Source organism: Leptotrichia sp. SK-5, from assembly GCF_055387215.1.
The window spans coordinates 1368462-1391516 of record NZ_AP028931.1; the positions used below are offsets into that span (position 1 = coordinate 1368462).

Sequence of the window (23055 nt, forward strand, 5' to 3'; positions counted from 1 at the left end):
AAATGGGAGAACATTTTAAAAAAGTAAGTCAGATAGCTGAGTGGCTAGGAAAAACAGAAGATCTTATAAAAATAAATAAAATGGAAGAAATTGTAGATAACGGAATGTATTATATTACATTTTGGGGACATTATTCTGCTGGAAAATCAAAATTAATAAATAATATCTTAAAAAGAGAAATATTACCCGTTCAAAGTAGAGAAACAACGGCTACATTGACATATGTTATGTATGGAGAAGATGAAGGTTGTACAGTTTATTTTGAAAACGGTGCTAAAGAAAATTTTGATTTAAATTATGTAAAAAACATATTTCAAAATACAGATGAAATTAAAAATATTAATTTAATTGATCATATTGAAGTTAGAATAAAAAATGAACTTTTAAAATCAGGATTAGTATTAGTTGATACTCCAGGAGTAAATACTATAATTCAAAAACATCAGGATTTAGCAGTAAGTGCTATTGAGCAATCTGGGAAAATAGTTTATATAATGGGTGGTTCACCATCCAACGTTGATAAAAAATTTATTAATCAAATAGCCGAATGTGGTATTGAATTAATATTTATAAGAACAAAATGTGACAAAATAAATGAAAGTGAAGAAAATCCATTTGAGGCTATTGAAAAAGAAGAAAATTCTATAAGAGAAATAGTTAAACAAGAAGTAGAATTTATTGCTGTTTCCAATGAAGAAAATAATCATTGGTTTGAAAATATATCAATTGTTGAAGAAACTTTAAGTGAACTAGCTAAACATTTGGAAGAAGAAATGAAAAAAACAGTAGTTTCAAGATTGAATTTATATTTAGAAACTTATAAAAAGGAACTTTTAGATGAAAAAATAAATTTAGAAAATCTAATAGATGGAAATACTAAAAAACTTGAACTTGAGCTTGAAAAATACAATAAAGAATTGGAAAGATTAAAAGAAATTTCTGATAATAATGAAGAAAAAATAAAAGAAGAATTGAGTAAAGCTAAAATTAATTCAAAAAATGAAATAGAAGATTTGTTGGATAAAAGAAAAGTAAAATTTGAAAAAAATTTAGAAAAAATAGATAATCAAGAATTAGTAGAAATAACATATCATAATGAAATAGAAAATACAATAGAAAAGATAAAAGATGTATTATCTTATTATTTTGAAAAAATAATAAATAATGAGATAGAAAGTCTTAATACATCAATTCAAGATGATAATTTAAAAATTGTAACTCCAGAGTATTCAGAAATACAAAGTGAAAATTCACAAGTATTAAAGATGTACATTGCACAAAAAGTAGCTCAAAAAGAAGAAATAGAAAAAATAATATCCGAAAATTCATTAAATGCTTCAGATTTATTAAATAAAAACAATGAGTATAATGAAGAATATTACCAAAATTGTTTAAAAGAGTTAAATGATGAGTTGTTAAAAATTCCAATGGCTGTTGCAATGAAAGAGAGCGAGGAACAGGATGTACAGCCGTCACAAATATTTAAAAATATCGGAAATATAATTGATTTAGGATTATTGTTTCTACCTGGAGATGCAATAGCTGCTGGAATTAAAGGGATGGCTAATGTAACAAAAGTTGGACAATTGATTAATAAGTCAGGGCAATTTGCAAAGGCTTTTGGTGGTTTAGCAAAAGCAGCTCCTATGCTAGATAAAGTAAGAGATTTTGGTTATGCTGCAAATCAAATTTTTAAAAAGAGAGGATATGCAAATAAAGTTCATAAAGCTCAGGCAGCTCAATTAGTTGACAATGTGGCAAATATTGCAGGAGCTGGATATAATAAGTTTAGAGAATCTAAAAGAGAAGGAAATTTACTGGATATGTTATCTGTTGCTTATTGGACTGAAAAACTGGGAGAAAATTTTGACAGTCCTCCTAAGATGGAAATAGATCGAGAAGTAGAGGAACAAAAAAGAATAAGAAGAGAAGAAATAACAGCTAAACAACAAGAAATTAACAGGGAAAAATTGAAAAAACAAAAAGAATTAGGTTTATTAAAAAATAAGGCGGCAGAGTTAGAATTTAAGAAAAAAGAAAAAATTGAAACACTGAAAAGAATAGAAATAGAAATGGAAAAAGAAGAAAACAGAATTAAACAAAATTCTAAAATAATAGCATTGACAAAATATAAGGAAGAGTTTGTAAATTTCTACAAAATAAATATTGATAAGCTTTCTAGTATGATACAAAAAAGTTATTTTAGTACAGCTAATCAAAATATTATAATGTATGTAGAAATTCAAAATAAAGAAGTATCAAAATTAATAGAAAATAAAAAAGAACAATTAGAAAATCTAAAAAATTTAAAAGAAACAGGTGATGGGCCTTTAAAACAACGATTGGAAGAATGTAATAATTTATTGAATCAAATAGAGGTAAGCAAATGAGATTGATAGTATTAGGGGATAAATCTCGTTATCAATTTTTAAGAAAAATAATTGATGATGAAAATATGAATTTGCAAACAGAAGTTCTTTCTGAAAAAGATTTAGAGATAGTATCAGAAAAAGTTAACAATATCGATAAATTAAATGAAAAAGTCATTTATTTGTCAAAAAAATTACCTTTATATACAACACTCTTTTTTCCAAGTGAAATTAATATGAGCAGTAAATATGAAGCGAATGATAAAATACTATTTTTTGATGAATTTCCCTATAGAACAGCAATTGGTATGGAAAATATTAAAAATATTTTAGAAAAAAATCCTGAAATAGATTTTGAAATTTTTTTAATAAAAAATAATCGTAAAAGTTTACAAAGTGATTTAAGTAATGAAGAAGAAGCAATAGAAATAGCAGTTAAAAAATACTATTTAGAAAAATTTAGAGTTAAAGTTGTAAATTTTGAAGATAATTATGATTTTTTATTTTGGAATTTTCAAGGATTTATTAAAAATTCAAATATTTTTATAAATAATTTAAAAGAACTAAAGAATAATATAGAAATCTTTTTTGACATAGAATATGAAATGGAATGTATCCAAATTGATGAGAGATTATCTGAGCAATTGTTGAATAGTTTTGTCAAATATAAAGAATCATTCGTTAATAAAAATGATATAATGTATTCATTAAAAAAGAATGTATCAGATTATTTTTTTAAAAGTGATTATAATTACAAACAATTTTTCCGATTTTCTGAAGAATTATATTTGAAATACATTGATAATATTTGCATTTGGAACAAAGAAAAAGATTTAAAAAAGTTAAAATCAGAATTTGAAAATAGAATAGAATATTTTATTGAAGTACCAATTATAATAGGATTTTCAGGAACAACAGAAGAAGATTACATATATTTTTATAATAATCATAAAAAAGAAATGATAGAATTTAAAAATAAAATTAAAAATTTTTTTAGAAAAGAATTATGTAAGTTGATAAAAAGTTATATAGAAAACAAGATCGAAAGAATGGAGAATTTGTTAAATGAAAAAATATATTAAATATATTAGTTTATTAGTAGGAATTTCAGGAATAATTTTTGGATTAGGATTTCAAAATAGATTACCATTAAATATATTGTTAGGAATACTTATACTAGGAATTTTTGGAATTTATTTAGTCATTGTTATACAAAATGATGAAAAAAAATCAGAAATTAATGAATTTTTAGATTGTTTGAATAAACTCTATAAAAAAGAAGATAATATAGATATTCTAAATAATCAAAATAAAGAAATTGAAATTTTAAAATGCCTTGAAAATAAGATTTTGGATATAAATAATAAAATTTTTGCACTACAAAGAAATATTTTAAAAAATTATGAACAAGTCAGACAGTACGAAGAAACTAATAAAGAAATTGAAAAAGAAACATTAGAAATTTTAAAAACAAATTTTGAAGCGCAGAAAACGTCAAAAAAAGAATTTATACAGTTATTAAATGATTATTTTTCTAAAAATTCTCAATCTCAGAAAAATATACAGGAAAATATCATTAAAATTGGGGAAATGCCCGAACAATTAACATTGTTGATTAACAATTTAACGGACAAATTGGAAAGTAAAATGAAAAATGAAAGGGAAATAATTGAAGATTTAACTGAAAAAATTGAAGTTCAAATAAAAAAATTAATGAATAGTTTAAGAGATTTAATAGATGAAATTTCTGATTCACAGGATAACGTATCTGAACATACTAAACAACTAGCTGAAAGTTATAATAATTTTGAACAATTTACAAAAAATATTATAGAGCAAATGACCATGATGACGAATAAAGACTATGAATTTTTGAAAGGTTTTTTGAATAATGATGGAAAAAACAATTGATGAATTAATTAAATTTTATAACGATCTACTCAAAGAGATAAAAAAATATGAAAAAAATTTATTGTTTACCAAAATTTTAAGTAATAAAAAATTAGAGGAAAAAGTAATAATATTACCATATTTGCAATCAGTAATTAACCAGTCTTTTCAACTTGGTAATTATCGTAGGGCATTAAAATTTATAATCTTATTAAATGATATTGTAAAACAATTGCCTATAATTAATAATGAAATTTTAAATGAAATAACCAAAAACGTAGTATAAATTTTTAGAATTAAATTATACTTAGAAAGTTGAGAAAAAATTCAAATGTTTTCTTAAAAAATAAATGGACAAATACCCTTTTAATCTGATAAAATATACCTATAAACAAAAAGTTAATTTCAAAATTAAATATTTTCAATAGAAGGGAGATTTGCAATAATTTGTATTTGCAAGAGTGGGATTGATATGAAGGATAAAATGAGTATAAAAGTTATTGGAATTGGCGGGATGGGGATAAATTTTGTTAATTTTATGATAGCTTCAAATGTGCGGAAAATTGAGTATATAACGATAGATACGGATAGCAGGAATTCTAATTTTAGTAGAGCGGAGAAAAAGATCTTTTTGGATACTGGAGTTAAGGAATGTACTAGGGAACAGGCTGAAAGAGTGGCATTCCAGTGTGAAAATCAATTTCGGGAACTATTAAAGGGGACTGATATTTTATTTTTAGTTGCGGGAGTTGGTGGAGCTACTGGAAGTGGAATAATGCCTATTATTCTTGAAGTTGCAAAAAAATTGGGTATTTTTACTATTAGTATTGTTGCTCGCCCATTTTATCTGGAAGGATTTGAAACTTTAAAAATTGCAAATGCGGGAATGAAGAAAATTGAGCAAATTACAGATAGCTTGATTATAATTCCTAATGAAAAATTATACAATCACATAGATAGAAAAAAACCGCTTGAAGAAGCTTATGCTAAAGTCAACGAAATTATAAAGGAAGGTATTGAAAGTATTGCAAATATTCTTACAGAAGTTGGGTTTATGAATATCGATTTATTAGATATAAAGGCTGTTCTGCAGAATTCAAAGGATACGATTATTAGGGTTGGAGAAGGCAAGGGAGATAATGCAGTTGATAAGATAATGGAACAATTGATGGAAAATAATCTGTTTGAGGGAAAATTGGAAAATGCTAAAAAAGTTTTGATAAATTTTACCACTGGGAAAAATGTTTCACTTGCTGATATTGGACAGATAACAGAAAAAATTTCAAATACTATAAAGGATAAGCATGTTAATCTTATATGGGGAGTTATGATTAATGAGAGCTATGAGGTAATTAGAAAAATAAAAACAGTAGTAATTTCTAGTGTTTAAGTAATGTTTTTACATTAAATTTTAAGATAAATTATTAAATAATAAAAATCCCTATTTTCATTTTTTAGGGATTTTTTGGTTATATGAAATTTTAGATTTAATATGAATTATAATAATAGTTAGAATGATTCAAAATACCTGTTAAAGCAAGTGAAAACATAAAAATACAAATTACAACAGAAAGAACAATGCTGACAATTATGAAAATAATGTATAATTTTAAAGCTTTGGATTGCTCATTAAAATATAACTTTAATTTATTTTCATCATTGACAAGGACAGCTTCTTCCAAAAAACTAGCTGATTTAGAAATTTTTAATGAGATTAGAATAGTAAAAACACCAGTAACAAGTGGAATTATAACAAAGAACATAAGTAATTGAAGTACACCAAAAATCATTCCCAAAATTGAAAAAATTTTCAATACTGTTGCAATAAATTTCATATTTTTTATTGTTAAAGGGTCCAGTGTTAAAGTGATAGACTCTGTTACATTGTTAGTATAATTTTGAAAATTATTAAGATTATCTTTCTTTTCATTAAAATTATTTGTTACTTCATTTCTAATTTCACTAAGTTTTTCTAAATTATTAAAATGATGCTCATTTTGCAAATTTTCTTTTTGCTTATCTTCTTTAAAAAACTCGTTTTCATCTTTATTGTTGTCAAAATCCATAATGACCTCCATTTTCATATCTTAATTTTATTTAAATTATTATAACATAAATTTGTTATTTTTCAAAATCCAAAATAAAAAAAAACAGCATTAGTTTTTAATAAAAAAGTAAAAATGATAAGACAGTATGAAATAATGGTATTTACATTTTTCAAAAAATTATGCTATAATGATATATAATTACTAAAAAAATGAATTACAGAAATAGTGATAATAAACCACTTTAAACCGTAGAAGGAGATGAGATATTATGAATTTTATTTACATTTCACCACAATTTCCAAAAACTAACTGTGAATTTTGTGATAGATTAAAGCAAAATGGAGTAAATGTATTAGGAATTGCAGATATGGAATATGATCAATTGAATCAAAAATTGAAGGATAGCTTGACAGAATATTATAAAGTTTCTAATCTTGAAAATTATGATGAAGTTTTGAAGGCAGTAGCTTTTTTTACACATAAATACGGAAAAATTGACTGGCTTGAGTCAAATAATGAACATTGGCTTGTGCAAGATGCCAAACTTCGTTCAGATTTTAATATAACAACTGGTATAAAAGCTGATAAAATAGCAAATATAAAAGAAAAATCAAAAATGAAAAAAGCATATAAAAAAGCTGAAATACCGTTTGCTGATTTTTCATTAGTAACAACACTTGCAAAAGCGAAAAAATTTATTGATAAAGTTGGATATCCAGTAGTTGCTAAACCTGATAACGGGGTTGGAGCAAGCGATACTCATAAAATTAAAAATGAAAAAGAATTGAAGAATTTTTTTGAAACTTGTAATCAAAATGTAAAATATATTATGGAAGAATATGTTGATGGAGATTTAGTTTCTTACGATGCGATTATTGATTCCAATGGGAATCCTGTTTTTGAAACAGGGATAGTTGAGCCTGCTGTTATGGATATTGTAAATAAAGGGCTGGATGTATTTTATTATTTAGAAAAAGAAATGCCTGAAAAATTATTGGATGCAGGGAGACGTGCTGTAAAGGGCTTTGGAGTAAAAAGCAGATTTATACATCTTGAATTTTTTAGACTAAATAAAAATAAAAAAGGTTTGGGTAAAAAAGGGGATTATGTAGGATTGGAATCAAATATGCGTCCTGCAGGCGGATATACTCCTGATATGTATAATTACGCCAATAATACTGATGTTTATCAAATCTGGGCGGATATGATTGCTTTTGATAAAATTGAAAAGGCTCAATTAAATGAAGATATAGAAAAAAACTACTGTGTTTATGCAAGCCGTCGTGATAACAAAAATTATGTACATTCTCATGATGAAGTTAAACAGAAATATGGAAATGCAATTGTAATGGATGAAAGAATGCCAGATATTTTTGCAGGAGCTATGGGAAATTATATGTACACTGCAAAATTTGCTACAAAAGAAGAAATGGAAGAATTTATAAGCTTTGTACATCAGAAAGTTGAAGAATAAAAATAAATAAAATTACAAGGAGAAAGAATGCAAATAGAATACAAAAAAGAGTACAGCCATAATTTAGGAAGAGAAATGGAATTCATAAGATACGGACATTCAGGAAAGCCTGTTTTAGTTTTTCCTTCACAAGATGGGACTTGCAACCAGTATGAAGAATTTGGAATGGTAAATGTGCTGTCAGATTACATCGAGCAAGGAAGACTGCAGTTATTCTGCGTCGGAAGTGTTGACGCTGAGAGCTGGTCAGACATTTACGGAGACCCAAGACATAGAATAGAAATGCAGGAGAAATATTTTAATTATATTACAAATGAATTTGTTCCAAGAATATGGGATATTTCTTGGAGAAATGATATTATTGTTACAGGATGCAGCATGGGAGGAGCTCATGCGGGAATAGCATTTTTTAGAAGGCCCGACTTATTTGACACATTGATTTCCTTAAGTGGAATGTTTGATGCGGCAATGTTTTTTGGAGATTACAAAGATGATCTTGTTTATAACAATTCTGTTGTTGATTTTTTAAGAAATATGCCATGGGATCATCCTTATCTGGATATTTACAGACAGAAAAACATCATAGTGTGCATTGGACAAGGAGCTTGGGAAGGAGAACTTCTTCCGAGTAACAGAGAACTTGCAGATATTCTTTATGAAAAAGAAGTTCCAGCATGGAATGATTTCTGGGGTTATGATGTAGCTCATGACTGGGACTGGTGGAGATTGCAAATAAGATATTTTATGGAACATTTGGATATCTAGGTAATTTATTTAATTATACTAACAAATAAAAAGCACTGAAATTTATTAATGAAAATGAGTTTTTATTTCTTAAATAAGTTTCGTGCTTTTAAATTTTTTATAGTTAATAAAATAATAAGAAAAGAGAGGTGTTTATTTATATGTTAAAAAAATTATTTTCCCGTCTTGGGGAGTATAAAAAAAGTGCATTAATTTCGCCAATATTTATTGGAATAGAAGTTATTTTTGAAATGCTTATTCCAACGCTTATGGCTGTAATTATTGACAGCGGACTGAATGGAAATGACGGTAAAGGAGATATGAAGTTCATTGTTATAATGGGACTTGCAACATTTGGAGTGGCTATGTTGTCGTTGTTATGTGGTATACAGGCCAGTAAATACGCTTCTTATGCTTCGGCTGGATTTGCTAAAAACTTGAGAAAGGATTTATTTTCTAAAATACAGTCCTTTTCATTCACTAATATTGATAAATTTTCTACAGCTGGACTGATTACAAGATTTACGACAGATGTTAATAACATTCAGAATTCATTTCAGTTGTTAATCAGAGGATTTGTAAGGGCTCCACTTATGATGTGCGTTGCAATATTTATGTCATTTATGATAAGTCCAAAATTGTCAATGATATTTATTGTTGCAGTTTTATTTTTAGGAAGTTTTTTGGCCTTTATTATTTTTAAGGTGCATCCAATTTTTACAGCTGCAATTAGAAAATATGATGATATAAATTCCAGCCTTCAGGAAAATATAAACGGTATTCGAGTTGTAAAAGCGTATATTCGTGAAAAATATGAAACTAATAAATTTAAGAAGGCTAGTGAAAGTTTGAAAAATATGATTTTAAAAGGAGAAAAGATTATAATATTTGTGTCTCCTGTAATGCAGATAACAGTATTTGGTTGTATTTTACTGCTTTCATGGTTCGGGGCAAAGATGATTGTTGTAAATGAGCTCACAACTGGGCAGCTTACAAGTCTTTTTGCCTATACAACTAATATTCTTATGAGCCTTCTTATGCTTGCGATGATGCTTGTAAATATTGTATTTTCAAGAGCATCTGGAGATAGGATTGTGATGGTTCTAGATGAAGAGCCAAGCATTAAAAATCCTGAAAATGGGATAACAGAGGTAAAAGATGGTTCAATAGTGTTTAAAAACGTGAATTTCAGTTACAGTAACAATCCTGATGTGCTGAATTTGACAAAAATCAATCTGGAAATAAAGTCTGGAGAAACTATTGGAATTATTGGGGGAACTGGAAGTGCGAAATCGGCTCTTGTTCAGTTGATTCCAAGATTGTATGATGTTCTGGATGGGGAACTTCTAGTTGGCGGAGTGAATGTAAAGAATTATGATATAAAAACGCTTAGGGACAATGTAGCGATGGTTCTTCAAAAAAATGTGCTGTTTTCAGGAACTATAAAGGATAATTTACGTTGGGGAAATGAAAATGCAACTGATGAAGAAATGGAACATGCCTGCAAATTGGCACAAGCTGATGAGTTTATTCAGAAATTTCCTAAAAAATATGATACTCGTATTGAACGTGGAGGAGCAAACGTATCTGGAGGTCAAAGACAAAGGCTTTGTATAGCTAGAGCCTTGCTAAAATCTCCCAAAATATTAATTTTAGATGATTCTACAAGTGCAGTTGACACAAAGACAGACAAACTAATAAGAGAAGCCTTCAAAAATGAATTACCGCACATTACAAAAATTATTATCGGACAAAGAGTATCATCAATAAAAGATTCTGATAAAATATTAGTCCTGGAAGATGGAATTATAACAGCAGCAGGGACACACGATGAATTGCTAAAAACAAGCAAGGTATATCGTGAAGTTTATGAATCCCAGACAGAAGGGAGTGATAAGTAATGAGTAAAAATAAAAAAACTGAAAATTCGCAATCACGAAATCAGCTAAAAGGATTAATTCGATTACTTGGATATATGTTTAAGCATTATAAAATACAGACGCTATTTGTTATTGTATTTATTTGTTTGAGTTCATTTGGAATGGTTATTGGGACAATGTATTCAAAAGAATTGATTGATGGAATCATTATTCCTAACATTGGTAAAAATAATCCTAACTTTATCAAAGAGCTTGTGAGCCTAATTTTAAAAATGGCAGTCATATATGGCGGAGCTGTAATTTGTACATATATTTATGAAATATTTATGATTTACGTTGCACAGGGAACATTGAAAAGATTAAGAGATGATGTATTTATACATATGGAATCGCTTCCTATAAAATATTTTGATACAAATGCACATGGAGATATAACGAGTGTCTATTCAAGTGATATTGACGCTTTAAGAAATATGTTAGTAGAAAGTTTATCTCAAGTAATATCTTCAATTATAACAATTGTAAGTGTCCTTATTTCAATGTTTATATTAAATATTCCGCTAACAATTTTTGTAGTAGTAATGATTACAATTATGATTATCACAACAAAAACTATTTCTTCAAAAAGTTCAAAAAACTATACTGCTCAACAAAGAAATATCGGGATTGTTAATGGATATGTGGAAGAAATGATAGAAGGATTGAAAGTTGTAAAAGTATTTTCGTACGAGAAAAAAGCTGATGAACGTTTTAATAAGCTGAATACGGCATTATTTAACAGAGCGAACAATGCTATGAAATTTGCAAATATTCTAGGTCCTGCTGTAGGGAATCTTGGAAATATAAACTTTGTACTTACAGCAGTTCTTGGATCAATAATTGTGTTTAATAATATTGCAGGTTTTACAATCGGTGGACTTGTATCGTTTTTGCAGTTTATAAAAGTAATAAATCAGCCTGTTTCACAAATTGCACAGCAATTAACATCAGTAATATTGGCATCGGCTGGAGCTCAAAGGGTATTTAACCTGCTAGATCAGACACCTGAACAAGATAACGGCTATATAACTCTTGTAAACGCAAATATTGATGAAAATGGAAATATTACAGAAACCGAAAAGCACACAGGTGCATGGGCTTGGAAATATCCGCATTCTGACGGAACGATTTCTTATGAAAGACTGATGGGAGATGTTGTTTTTGAAGATGTAACATTTGGATACAATGATGAAAAGACAATACTTCATAATATTAATCTTTATGCAAAGCCAGGAGAAAAAATTGCCTTCGTTGGTGCAACAGGAGCTGGAAAAACTACGATTACAAACTTAATTAACAGATTTTACGATATTAACTCTGGAAAAATTCGATATGATGGCATTAACATTGAAAAAATAAAAAAACAAGATTTAAGAGAATCGCTTGGAATTGTATTACAGGACACACACTTATTTTCTGGAACAGTTGCTGACAACATCAGATATGGAAAACTTGATGCAACAGATGAAGAAGTGTATGCAGCCGCCAAACTTGCCAATGCCGATCATTTTATAAAACACTTGCCACAAGGCTACGACACTTACTTAAGCGGTGACGGTTCCAGCCTTTCACAAGGACAGCGGCAATTATTATCAATAGCAAGAGCGGCAATCGCCAATCCGCCAGTCTTAATTCTGGATGAAGCAACTTCAAGCATTGATACAAGAACAGAAAAAATCGTGCAGGAAGGAATGGATAAGTTAATGGTGGGAAGAACAGTATTTGTAATTGCCCACAGGCTTTCAACTATCAAAAATTCCGATGTGATAATGGTACTTGATCAAGGAAAAATTATCGAACGAGGAAATCACGATGAACTGATTGCACAAAAAGGAACTTATTATCAGCTTTATACAGGTGGATTTGAAAATCAGTAAATTAAATGATTTAATTTTAATTGTGTTAGTGTTAATAAAGCAATATTCATGAAACTAAAGTATTTATTAAAATACTTAAAATAAAAGAGTGGTATTATCCACTCTTTTTAATCAACAAAAAACAATTTTAATAATGTCCTCTGCAAGAAATTATCCATAAAACTCCATTTTCATCAATGGCATAGACAAGCCTGTTAGTTTCGTCAATTCTTCGGCTAAATCCTTTTCTATATTTCAAAACTTCAGGTTTGCCTATTCCATTCAATACTCCATTTCTTTCAATATTTTTTATGAGTTCATTAATCCTTTTTAAAGTTTTTTTATCTTGAGATTGCCAATATAAATAATCTGCCCAGCCATCATCAGTCCATAATTTATTCATCATCAACCTCTATTAAATCATGAACTTGCCCTTTTCCACTTTTCATCTGAGAAAATCCTCTATCTATTTTTGCAAGATATTCAGCATTTTGGACTGCTTTCAAAAATTGATTATATTTTTCAAGATTTATTAAAACTACATTTTCTTCATTTTTTCTTGTTACAATTACATCTTCATTTTCTTTCACTGCTTTATCACAATAACTTTTTAAATTATTTCTCAATGTTGAAAAACTTACAGCTAACATATTTATCGCTCCTTTATAGTTTTTGTACAATTTATTGTAGTTCTTTTTGTACAAAATGTCAATTAAAAAATAAAATAAGAAATTGACAATAATAATAAAATCTACATTTTTCATCTGAGAATATCATCTATCCTTTTTTGTAGGATAATGTATTTTATCTAAAAATTTTCTTTAAAGTTTTCAAACATTTTTTGAACTTCATTATCATTATAAATATCTTCACAAGCATTAACAATAATTTCAAGTTCTTTTAAAAAATCTTCTTTTGAAATTCTTTCTACATTCATTTCATCCCTATTATCTCTATATCGTTCAAAATTTAATTCCTTACCTTTTAAACTTTTATTTTCAATATCAAAATTTTTCTCTTTGTATAAAAAGCCAACATTTCCAAAACTTTCATATTCTAAATCTTTTGAATAATATTCTATTTTAATATCATTTTCTATTTCTATTCTATATATTTCAGAATATTTTTCTTTTTCTTCAATTTGAAAATAATCAACTCCATTTATTCTAAAAACTCTCTTTTTGTTAAGCATAAATTCTTTTAATCTATCTTTTCCAAGAAGACAAGAAAAAAATTTCTTTTTTATATTAATATCCCAATAATTTATATATTTTGTATAATAATTAATAAACTCCAAATTATATTTATTTGCTTTCTCGTTATATTTTAACAAGAAATTTCTTAATTTATCTCTTTTAAATAAATTCTCTAAATCAACATTTATTCTAAAATTTTTAAATTTTTCCATATATTTTATATAATTATGCAATTCTTGTTCAACAAAAGTTATTAAGTTAGCATAATCAACGATATTTTCAAAATAGTAAATTAAAAAATAAGAAAAAAGTTCTTCATAACCATAATAAACTCTAATTTCACTATCAGAATTACACTCAGAAATATATAATGCTGTTTCATCGGTTTCATTCCAGCCATTATTAATATACATACCCTGATCTTCAACTATTGTAGTTTTTGTTGAATTATCTTCGTATATATTTGAAACTACATATGGAAAATTTCCTATTTCATTTACTAAATTATTAAAAAAATCATACTTATTCATTCCTAACTCTTCATAAAAATTATCTTTTATTTTTTTGATTCTCATTTTCATCTTTTTCCCTTTTTTAAATATTTCAATAGTTTTTATATAATTTATTATAGTATTTTTTATATAAAACATCAATAAAAAAATAAAAACAAAAAATTGACAATTATGGTAAAATATAATAAAATATTGTTGTAAAATATTTAAAAGAGCTTTTAAAGTTGAGGACTGGAGTGATTTTACAGCTATCGTGAAAGAATAATTATTTTATAGCGGTTGTTTCAGAAATGGAACAGCTTTTATTTTAAGAAAGGATACTTTTAAAATCGAAAATTTATGAAGAATACAATTATAACATTAATAAAAATTTCTATCATCATATTTGTTTTTTTATTTTGCTTTGTGCAATATTTTATAATAAAAGAATATACAACTGATAGAAAAGCCGTAAATGAAAATAAAAAAGTAGATTATGTAATAATACTGGGAGCAAGAGTAAAAGGAGAAAATCCGACTAAATCGCTTATGGAAAGAATAAAGACTGCAGCGGAGTATTTAAAGAAAAATCCAGAAGTTAAGGTTATTGCAACTGGTGGACAAGGTAAAAATGAAGGTATTGCTGAAGGATTGGCAATAAAAAGGGAACTTTTGAAAAATGGAATTAGTGAGGATAGAATTGTTTTGGAGGATAAATCTAAGAATACTGTTGAAAATTTTAGGTTTAGTCTTGAGAATATAAAAAATATTGAAAATGGTAAAAATGTTTTAAACAATAATGAAAAAAATCGAAAAATTAAAGTATTGATTGTAACGAATGATTATCATATTTTCCGTTCTAAAAATATTGCTAGAAAAGTTGGATTTGACAATGAAAATTATGAAATTTACGGACTTCCAGCGAAAACACCGCTTATTTCCATACCAAAATCATATTTCAGGGAATTCTTATCGAATGTAAATTATTTTATTTTTCAATCTGGAAATCAGTTAAAAGTTAAATAGTACTATTCTCCATTAAAATAATAGCTTCGTTATAACTTTTATATGCAAGGGGTCAAGCCCCCTTGTTAAGAAATAAGTATAATTTAAGAGATGCAAATATAATTTTTATTTCTGATTTTAAGATGATTTTAACTATAAATTGGAATATAATATAAAAAATAACTGAATTTTGATAAAATATTTTTCACAAAGACTATGAAAAAATGCAAAATTATTATATAATATACATATTGCTGAGTAACTAGGTTCGGATAGAATAGTTACTCATTTTAAAAATATAACAAAGAAGATAATAAACGAGTAAACGGAGGAAACAATATAAATGTTGGATCAAAAAAATAAAAGAAATTTTTCGATAATAGCACATATTGATCATGGAAAATCCACTATTGCGGACAGACTTTTGGAGCAGACAGGGACTGTAACGCAAAGGGAAATGGTAGATCAGCTGTTAGATAGCATGGATTTAGAAAGGGAAAAAGGGATAACGATTAAGGCACAGGCAGTTACGTTGAAATATAAGGCTCGAAATGGGGAAACTTATGAATTAAATTTAATTGATACACCGGGGCACGTTGACTTTATTTACGAAGTATCAAGATCGCTTGCAGCTTGTGACGGGGCCTTGCTTGTAGTTGACGCCGCACAGGGAATTGAAGCACAGACATTGGCAAATGTGTATTTGGCTTTGGAAAATGATTTGGAAATATTGCCTGTAATAAACAAAATTGACTTGCCTTCAGCGGATCCTGATAAGGTTAAGCTGGAAATAGAGGAAGTTATTGGGCTTCCAGCAGACGATGCTGTTCTTGTTTCTGGAAAAACTGGATTCGGAATTGAAGATTTGCTGGAATCAATTATTGAGCATATTCCCGCACCTAAAGGAGAAATTGACAGTCCGTTGAAGGCGTTAATTTTTGACTCGCATTATGATGATTTTAGAGGAGTTATAACGTACATTAGAATAATTGAAGGGAAAATTGCAAAAGGAGACAGAATTAAGATTATGTCTACTGAAAAGGAATTTGATGTATTGGAAGTTGGGATTTTCTCGCCTAAAATGAAGGAAGTTGATGAATTGACAGTTGGCTCAGTTGGATATATTATTACGGGAATTAAATCCATCAAGGATACACAAGTTGGGGATACAATTACGCATGTAAAAAATCCGACAGATACAGCTCTTGAAGGGTATCGTCCTGCATTAAGCATGGTTTTTGCGGGAATTTATCCAGTTTCAACAGATGATTATGAAGATTTAAGGGAAGCATTGGAAAAATTACAGTTGAATGATGCTTCATTATCTTATGCTCCAGAGACTTCACTTGCATTGGGATTTGGATTCAGATGTGGATTTTTAGGACTTTTGCACATGGAAATAGTTGTAGAAAGATTGCGTCGTGAATTTAATATTGACTTGATTTCAACAGCACCATCAGTTAAATATAACGTAACACCTGAACAAGGGGAAATGATTGTAATTGACAACCCTGCAGAATTTCCAGAAGGGAAAAAGTATATCGAAGAGCCTTATGTAAAAGGTACAATTATTGTTCCAAAGGATTATGTTGGAAACGTAATGGAGCTTTGTCAGGAAAAAAGAGGAACTTTCCTTAACATGAATTACCTTGATGAAACTCGTACAATGATAAGTTATGATTTGCCACTTGCAGAAATAGTAATTGATTTTTATGATAAATTGAAATCACGTACAAAAGGGTATGCTTCATTTGAATATGAAATGATTGGATACAAGGAATCAGACTTGGTAAAAGTAGATATTTTGGTAAGCGGAAATCCAGTAGATGCCTTTTCATTCATTGCTCATAAAGATAATGCCTATTACAGAGGGCGTGCAATCGTTGAAAAATTAAAAGATGTAATTCCAAGACAGCAGTTTGAAATACCATTGCAGGCTGCATTAGGTACAAAAATAATTGCAAGGGAAACAATTAAGGCACTTAGAAAGAACGTACTCGCAAAATGTTATGGTGGAGATATTACACGTAAGAAAAAATTATTAGAAAAACAAAAAGAAGGTAAAAAACGTATGAAGGCAATCGGAAATGTAGAAATACCGCAAGAAGCGTTTTTATCAGTATTAAAACTAAATGATTAATTTTTTATATCTTGTGTAAAAATATAAGGAAAAGAGAAAAAAGTGAACAAAGAAAAAAAACTAAATAAGAATATAATATTTTTTGATGTTGAAACAAATGGATTTCAGGGAAGTTCAGTTTTGTCAATGTCTGCAATAAAAGTGAATTATAATTCTGAAAATGCTGGAGAAGAAAGAAATAAATGGAAAAAAGTGTCGGAATTTAACAGGTTTTATTTCAGAAATGAAGGCGAAGAGTTAAATGAAGGGGCAGTTAGTGTAAATGGCTTGACAGACGATGTAATTTTAAGCGAAAGAAAGAGCATCATTCAAAATACAGGAATTGAATATCCTTTGACTTTTAAGGAAGATATGGATAATTTCTTTTTATTCTGTCAGGACACAAGCCATTTTGTCGCCCATAACATAAAATTTGACAGAAGTTTCGTAGATTTTCCTCTGCAAAATCAATTTGATACAATGCTAACAAATATAGACATCGTCAAAGTAAACGGTTCTTCCTACGGAAATTACAAATGGCCAAAACTTATGGAATGTGCCAATTATTATAATATCCCATTTGAAGAAAGCCAGTTGCACGGCAGTTATTACGATGTTCTTATAATGTTTAGAATTTTTTTCAAGATGATGAAGCATAAGACTGGAAATAAGCGGATTTTAGAATTTTTAGAAAAAGAATAATTTCTGAAAAAATATTTATATAAAGTCAAAAAATATAATTAAAGTAAAATAAATGAAGTGAAAATGAGTATTTTAGCAAAAAAATCTGAGCCAAATAATTTAATAAATACAGAAGAAAAAAATAGTAATTTTTTAGAAATAACTGAATACAAGGAAAATTTAGAATTTGAAGTTTTGGAAACTTTTTCAGAAAAAATTTCTGATTTTATTGGAAAAAATGATTATCAAAAAGTTATTGAATTTACCGAAAAACAGTTGTATTTATTAAATCAGGCATTTACAGATGAATCAGAAAAAATAAAAATTCAAAATACTGATTTTCATTTTGAGTTACCGCTAAAACGAAAAAATAGCGATATAATCGGAAATATAAATGAATTAATTATAAACGAAAAAGTAAAGTTTCGTAATTTTTTTATTTATTTAAAACAGGAATTATTAAACTGTAAAAAATTCTATTTTATAGTAAGTTTTATAAAGTACTCAGGTGTACAGCTATTAATAAGCACTTTGGATGAATTAGAAAAACAAGGGATTCAAGGGGAAATTATAACATCTGTCTATCTAAATATCACAGACTCAAAGGCGTTGCGAAAACTTTTGTCGTATAAAAATATAAAAGTAAAGATTTACAATAATTCAAGCGAGAGTTTTCACACAAAAGCATATTTGTTTGAAAAAGAAAAATATCATAGTGTTATAATCGGATCGTCTAATATTAGCCAAAGTGCCTTGTATTCGGCAGAAGAATGGAATGTGAAACTGACAGACAGCTGTTTTTTTAATATTTATGAAAAATCATTAAATCAATTTGAGAAATTGTGGCACAGTAATGAAGCAATAGAATTGACAGAAGATTTTATTGATGAATATGAAAAATATAAAAACTCTATAAGCACACAAAATACATTTGATTATAGAAAAACAAAAATAAAACAAAAAAATGAATTTATTCCAAACAGCATGCAAAAAAGAGTTTTGGAAAAGTTGAAGGAAACAAGAGAAAACGGAAATAAAAAGGGCCTTGTAATCTCTGCAACTGGTACAGGAAAAACTTACCTTGCCGCAATGGATATAAAACAGTTTTTTGAAATGAATTCTAATACTGAAAATGAATTATTTGAAATAAATGGTGGCAAGCCTAAAATTTCAAATATAAAGTTTTTATTTATTGCTCATCGTGAAGAATTGCTAGAAAATGCAATAAATGTCTTTTCAAAAATTCTTAAAATTGATAAAAATGAATTTGGAAGAATTTACGGTGGCTTAAAAGAAACTAATAAAAGCATGATTTTTGCTTCTATTCAATCATTAAGAAATTGTTACAATGAATTTAAACATAATTTCTTTGATTATATCATAGTTGACGAATTTCATCATTCAATGTCAGACAGTTATTTAAAGACACTGTCGTATTTTCAGAGTAAATTTTTGCTAGGTTTGACAGCAACTCCGAAACGTATGGATGGCAAGGATATTCTTTCACTTTGTGACTATAATGTTGTTGATGAAATTGGAATAAAAGAGGCTTTGGAAGAGGATTTGATTGTGCCTTTTCATTATTTTGGTGTAAATGATTACATGGTTAATTATAATAATATTCCTTACAAAAATGGAAAATATAATGAAAAAATGTTATTAGAAAATTTATTGTTGAACACACGTACCGATTATATTGTTGAAAAAATCAATAAGTTTAGTTTTGATGGCGATAAATTGAGTGCTGTTGCATTTTGCCAAAATATAGAACATGCTTTTTTCATGAAAGAAGAATTTACAAATAAAGGCTATAAATCCGCTGTGATTACAGCAAATACAAGTTCAAACGAAAGATCAGAAATTTTAGAAAAGTTCAAAAACAAAAAAATTGAAATTTTATGTGTAGTAGATATTTTAAATGAAGGAATTGACATTCCAACAATTAATTTACTGCTATTTTTGCGTCCCACAATGTCCTCAACAATTTTTATACAGCAAATTGGGAGAGGTCTGAGAAAGGCTGAAAATAAAGATTTTGTTACAATTATTGATTTTATCGGAAATCATAATAAAGACTACTTGTTAATAAATTATTTTTCAAATGAAGTTGATAATAAGGATACCTTATTTACTAAAAAAGAAAAAATAATAAACGAAATAAAAAATCAATTTTCAAATATCCCAAAATCCTGCTATATAGAACTGGATAGAGTGTGTCAAAACCGAATCATTGAAAAAATTGAAAAAATTAACTTTAGTTCTAAAAATATTTTAAAAGAATTGTATTTGGATTATAAAGAAGAAATTGGCAAATCTGAAAATGAAATTTTAAAAATAAATGATTTTGATACAAATATCGAATTATTTCAAGAATTATCCTTAAAATTAGGTTCATTTTATAATGCACAGTTGCAATTTGAAAATCCTGAAATTCTAAAAATGAATAAAACATCTTTAAATTCAGAAGAAATTGAATTTTTGGCATATTTAGAAAAAAAATTGACACTTGTAGAGCCATTTACATATTTAATTATAAATTATTTGATAAACAATGATTTTATAACTTCAGAAATCATTATTAATGAATATAAAAATTATTTCAATATTAAAGAAAATTTTCAAAAAGAATACGTAATAAATCGTATTTTTAAAGAATTACTAGAAGATGAAATTTTAGAAGAAAATTCATTTATAATTTCTGAAAAATATAAAAAAATATTTGAAAATAGAGTTGAAATTAATAATAATAAAGAAATAAATCAAAAACTTTTACATTTAGATAATTCTCAAGACTTAAACTTAAATTATAATTTCAAAAATCGACTAAAAGATTTAATATATTTAGGATTATCAGAATTTAAGAAAAACAATAATTTAAAAATATTTAATGAAAATATTTTAATTCCATACAAAAAATATAAAAGAGTAGAACTTCAAATTTTGCTGGATTCCAAAGTGCCAAAAGGCAGCTGGAGAGCAGGTTATGCTAATACAGATAAGGATATTTGCCTTTTTGCAACGATTGATAAGACTCATATTTTGCAGGAAAATTTAAAATATGATAATTCTCTTTTTGCAGATGATATAATTCAGTGGATAAGCCAGCCTAAAACTGCCCATAACTCAAGTGTTGGGAAAATGTTTACTAATCATAATGAATTAGGGTATAATGTCCACATATTTATAAGGAAATATGCATTCATGAATAATAATAAAACAAATCCATTTATTTATCTAGGAAAAGCCAATTATTATAAAAGCTATGGAGATAAACCAATGAGGATTTTATGGAAGTTAGATGAGAAAATACCACAAGAATTGATATATGAATTGTATAATTTAAGTTAAAAAGAAGATGTGTATTATGATGGTATTAAACGAAAATGATAATGGAATGATAATGGTTGGAAATATAATAATATTATATTAACACAATAATTAATATAAAGTATTTTATCGGACGTGTTAATTTACTTATCATAAAAAATTATAATAAAATATAAACTTAGTCCGATAATATATGTTATGTATATTTTAAAATTAATCTACTATTATAGTATAATGCTATGTGTTGTTGGGTGTTGTCGTTTCTTTCATTTGTAAGCTTATACGAAACACTTCTGCTCTTCTCATTTATATTTCATATTACTTTGATTATGTTAGCTGATTACCAATAACACTTCCTGTTGTAGAAATTAGGATTTTTGAAAAAATTTTCAATATTCTTACAAAAACTTTTTCTTTCGCTCCATCCTTAATTTATCATAAAATCAGCATCAATTACATTTTGAGATGTTTTCTGTTTTTTTAGAATCCTTAAATATTTTTAGTAATTTCATTGTTACACTCGCTTTCTTTTTAGCGTTAGCTTTTAATTAATTATACCATAATAAATAAAAAAATCAAAATATAACTGATTATTTTAACGATAAACAGATGAAACTTACTGTTTTTATTTTAAAAATATGGTATAATTATGTTAAAAAGAGGTAAGGAGAACTTTGAAGTGCCGGTTTATTACAATGCGGATAAAAAGACTTGGTATGCGATGTTTTATGCTAAAGACTATAAAGGTATGAATAAAAAGTATAAAAAGACTGGGTTTAAGAAGAAAAAAGAGGCTCAGGAATACGAATACGAATTTAAGAAAAAAATTGCCAAATCTATGAATATGTCCTTTCAATCATTATATGAACTTTATTTTGAAGATTATAGAAAAAGACATAAACCTACTGCGGTTAATACTGTAGAAACGTTTTTTCGTTTGCATATTTTACCGTTTTTTGGTGAAATTGAAGTGAATAAGATTACTTCTCTTATGATTTGGGAATGGCAAAATGAAATGCTGGAAAAGGAACACGGAAATGGGCAACTGTTTAGTGAAAATTCTAAATCTAATATTTATGCGGCATTAAAGAGTATGTTTAACTGGGCTACGAAATATCAAAGCCTAAATGAAAATCCTTGCAAAAATATGGGGACTTTTGGAAGTAAGAAAAATCGTTCGGAAATGAAAATTTGGTCGGTGAACGATTTTGAAAAGTTTATTGAAGTTTTAGAACTGAAAAATAAAGAGAAAAACGGGAAATATTCTGATTCTATTATTGTGTTTAAGATTTTGTTTTGGACTGGACTTAGAATTGGTGAACTTTTGGCTCTTTCTGAAAATGATATTAATTTGGAAAAAAAATTTATTGACATAAATAAAACCCTTTCGCATATAAATAAAAAGGATTATATCACTACTCCGAAAACTTTGGGGTCGATAAGAAGAGTTTTATTGCCAGAAAATCTTATTTCGGATTTACAATTATATTTTTTTGAAACTTCAAAAATTAATCAAAATAAAAAAAATATAAATAGCGCTAGAATTTTTAATTTAAAAAGTTCACAACTTAGATACATTCTAGAGAAATACAGTTTGCAAGCAAATTTACCAAAAATACGCCTTCACGACTTTAGGCATTCTCACGCTTCATATTTATTATTTATTCAAGCCGACATCACTGCTATCAGCAAACGGCTGGGACACGATAATTTGCAAACTACGATAAATACATATTCTCATTTATATAAGGATGCAAATACTCAATTAATGGAAAAATTAAATAAATAATTTTTTCAAATTATAAATAATAAAAATTAGGAGTTATATTTATTATAATCTATTTTGAAAAATTAGTTATCTAAAAAATATTTAATATAACTCCTATTTTTACATAAAGATTTTTTTATTTTATTCACGTTCAGAGCATCACTATGA

General features: G+C 27.3%; 18 protein-coding genes. 14 read left to right on the forward strand and 4 right to left on the reverse strand.

The window, feature by feature from the left end:
• Positions 1-2 precede the first annotated feature (2 nt).
• From ACZ5B9_RS06955 to ACZ5B9_RS06975, 5 genes are all read left to right on the forward strand, one after another.
• Positions 3-2390 carry a dynamin family protein gene (locus tag ACZ5B9_RS06955; protein ID WP_464421805.1) on the forward strand — a complete coding sequence of 796 codons (2388 nt, stop codon included), beginning with the start codon at positions 3-5 and terminating at the stop codon, positions 2388-2390.
• On the forward strand, positions 2387-3451 hold the full coding sequence (locus ACZ5B9_RS06960; RefSeq protein WP_464421808.1) for a hypothetical protein: 1065 nt from the start codon (positions 2387-2389) through the stop codon (positions 3449-3451). Before ACZ5B9_RS06955 ends, ACZ5B9_RS06960 begins: the two co-directional genes overlap by 4 nt.
• Positions 3435-4280, forward strand: a complete 846-nt coding sequence (locus tag ACZ5B9_RS06965; RefSeq protein WP_464421811.1) for a hypothetical protein — start codon at positions 3435-3437, stop codon at positions 4278-4280. The genes ACZ5B9_RS06960 and ACZ5B9_RS06965 overlap by 17 nt, the downstream gene beginning before the upstream one ends.
• The gene (locus ACZ5B9_RS06970) at positions 4261-4545 is read left to right on the forward strand and encodes a hypothetical protein (protein WP_464421813.1); all 285 of its coding nucleotides are present in this window, start codon (positions 4261-4263) and stop codon (positions 4543-4545) included. The genes ACZ5B9_RS06965 and ACZ5B9_RS06970 overlap by 20 nt, the downstream gene beginning before the upstream one ends.
• Positions 4546-4743: 198 nt before the next feature.
• Positions 4744-5649 carry a cell division protein FtsZ gene (locus ACZ5B9_RS06975; protein WP_464421816.1) on the forward strand — a complete coding sequence of 302 codons (906 nt, stop codon included), beginning with the start codon at positions 4744-4746 and terminating at the stop codon, positions 5647-5649.
• A gap of 97 nt (positions 5650-5746) precedes the next feature.
• On the opposite strand, the gene ACZ5B9_RS06980 is transcribed toward ACZ5B9_RS06975, so the two are convergent.
• Positions 5747-6325 carry a DUF5362 domain-containing protein gene (locus tag ACZ5B9_RS06980; protein WP_464421819.1) on the reverse strand — a complete coding sequence of 193 codons (579 nt, stop codon included), beginning with the start codon at positions 6323-6325 and terminating at the stop codon, positions 5747-5749.
• A gap of 250 nt (positions 6326-6575) precedes the next feature.
• Here ACZ5B9_RS06980 and ACZ5B9_RS06985 point away from each other — a divergent pair, with 250 nt between their 5' ends.
• From ACZ5B9_RS06985 to ACZ5B9_RS07000, 4 genes are all read left to right on the forward strand, one after another.
• Positions 6576-7781: an ATP-grasp domain-containing protein gene (locus tag ACZ5B9_RS06985; RefSeq protein ID WP_464421822.1), complete on the forward strand. Its 1206-nt coding sequence runs from the start codon at positions 6576-6578 to the stop codon at positions 7779-7781.
• A gap of 27 nt (positions 7782-7808) precedes the next feature.
• The gene (locus ACZ5B9_RS06990) at positions 7809-8546 is read left to right on the forward strand and encodes an esterase family protein (protein ID WP_464421824.1); all 738 of its coding nucleotides are present in this window, start codon (positions 7809-7811) and stop codon (positions 8544-8546) included.
• A 140-nt stretch (positions 8547-8686) separates the two neighbouring features.
• Positions 8687-10426 (forward strand): ABC transporter ATP-binding protein, encoded by a 1740-nt coding sequence (locus ACZ5B9_RS06995; protein ID WP_464421827.1) that lies wholly within the window; start codon positions 8687-8689, stop codon positions 10424-10426.
• Positions 10426-12321, forward strand: coding sequence for an ABC transporter ATP-binding protein (locus ACZ5B9_RS07000; protein ID WP_464421830.1), 1896 nt, complete (start codon positions 10426-10428; stop codon positions 12319-12321). Before ACZ5B9_RS06995 ends, ACZ5B9_RS07000 begins: the two co-directional genes overlap by 1 nt.
• A 127-nt stretch (positions 12322-12448) precedes the next feature.
• On the opposite strand, the gene ACZ5B9_RS07005 is transcribed toward ACZ5B9_RS07000, so the two are convergent.
• The 3 genes from ACZ5B9_RS07005 to ACZ5B9_RS07015 all read right to left on the reverse strand — a co-directional run bounded on the left by ACZ5B9_RS07005 (position 12449) and on the right by ACZ5B9_RS07015 (position 14071).
• Positions 12449-12703: a Txe/YoeB family addiction module toxin gene (locus ACZ5B9_RS07005; protein WP_464421833.1), complete on the reverse strand. Its 255-nt coding sequence runs from the start codon at positions 12701-12703 to the stop codon at positions 12449-12451.
• Positions 12696-12950: a type II toxin-antitoxin system Phd/YefM family antitoxin gene (locus tag ACZ5B9_RS07010; protein ID WP_146964291.1), complete on the reverse strand. Its 255-nt coding sequence runs from the start codon at positions 12948-12950 to the stop codon at positions 12696-12698. Before ACZ5B9_RS07010 ends, ACZ5B9_RS07005 begins: the two co-directional genes overlap by 8 nt.
• A 158-nt stretch (positions 12951-13108) precedes the next feature.
• Positions 13109-14071 carry a hypothetical protein gene (locus tag ACZ5B9_RS07015; protein ID WP_464421837.1) on the reverse strand — a complete coding sequence of 321 codons (963 nt, stop codon included), beginning with the start codon at positions 14069-14071 and terminating at the stop codon, positions 13109-13111.
• A gap of 276 nt (positions 14072-14347) precedes the next feature.
• On the opposite strand from ACZ5B9_RS07015, the gene ACZ5B9_RS07020 reads away from it, so the two are divergent.
• The 5 genes from ACZ5B9_RS07020 (at position 14348) to ACZ5B9_RS07040 (ending at position 22908) form a co-directional block, all read left to right on the forward strand.
• Complete coding sequence (locus ACZ5B9_RS07020; protein WP_464421840.1) at positions 14348-15013, forward strand: YdcF family protein; 666 nt, start codon at positions 14348-14350, stop codon at positions 15011-15013.
• A 322-nt stretch (positions 15014-15335) separates the two neighbouring features.
• A complete protein-coding gene (gene lepA / locus ACZ5B9_RS07025) occupies positions 15336-17132 on the forward strand; it encodes a translation elongation factor 4 (protein ID WP_464421843.1) in 1797 nt (598 codons plus the stop codon).
• A gap of 42 nt (positions 17133-17174) precedes the next feature.
• Entirely contained in the window at positions 17175-17813 is a 639-nt protein-coding gene (locus ACZ5B9_RS07030) for a 3'-5' exonuclease (protein WP_464421846.1), read from the forward strand.
• Between the two features lie 63 nt (positions 17814-17876).
• Complete coding sequence (locus ACZ5B9_RS07035; RefSeq protein WP_464421849.1) at positions 17877-21140, forward strand: DUF3427 domain-containing protein; 3264 nt, start codon at positions 17877-17879, stop codon at positions 21138-21140.
• 628 nt (positions 21141-21768) lie between these two features.
• Complete coding sequence (locus tag ACZ5B9_RS07040) at positions 21769-22908, forward strand: tyrosine-type recombinase/integrase (protein ID WP_464421852.1); 1140 nt, start codon at positions 21769-21771, stop codon at positions 22906-22908.
• Positions 22909-23055 lie beyond the last annotated feature (147 nt).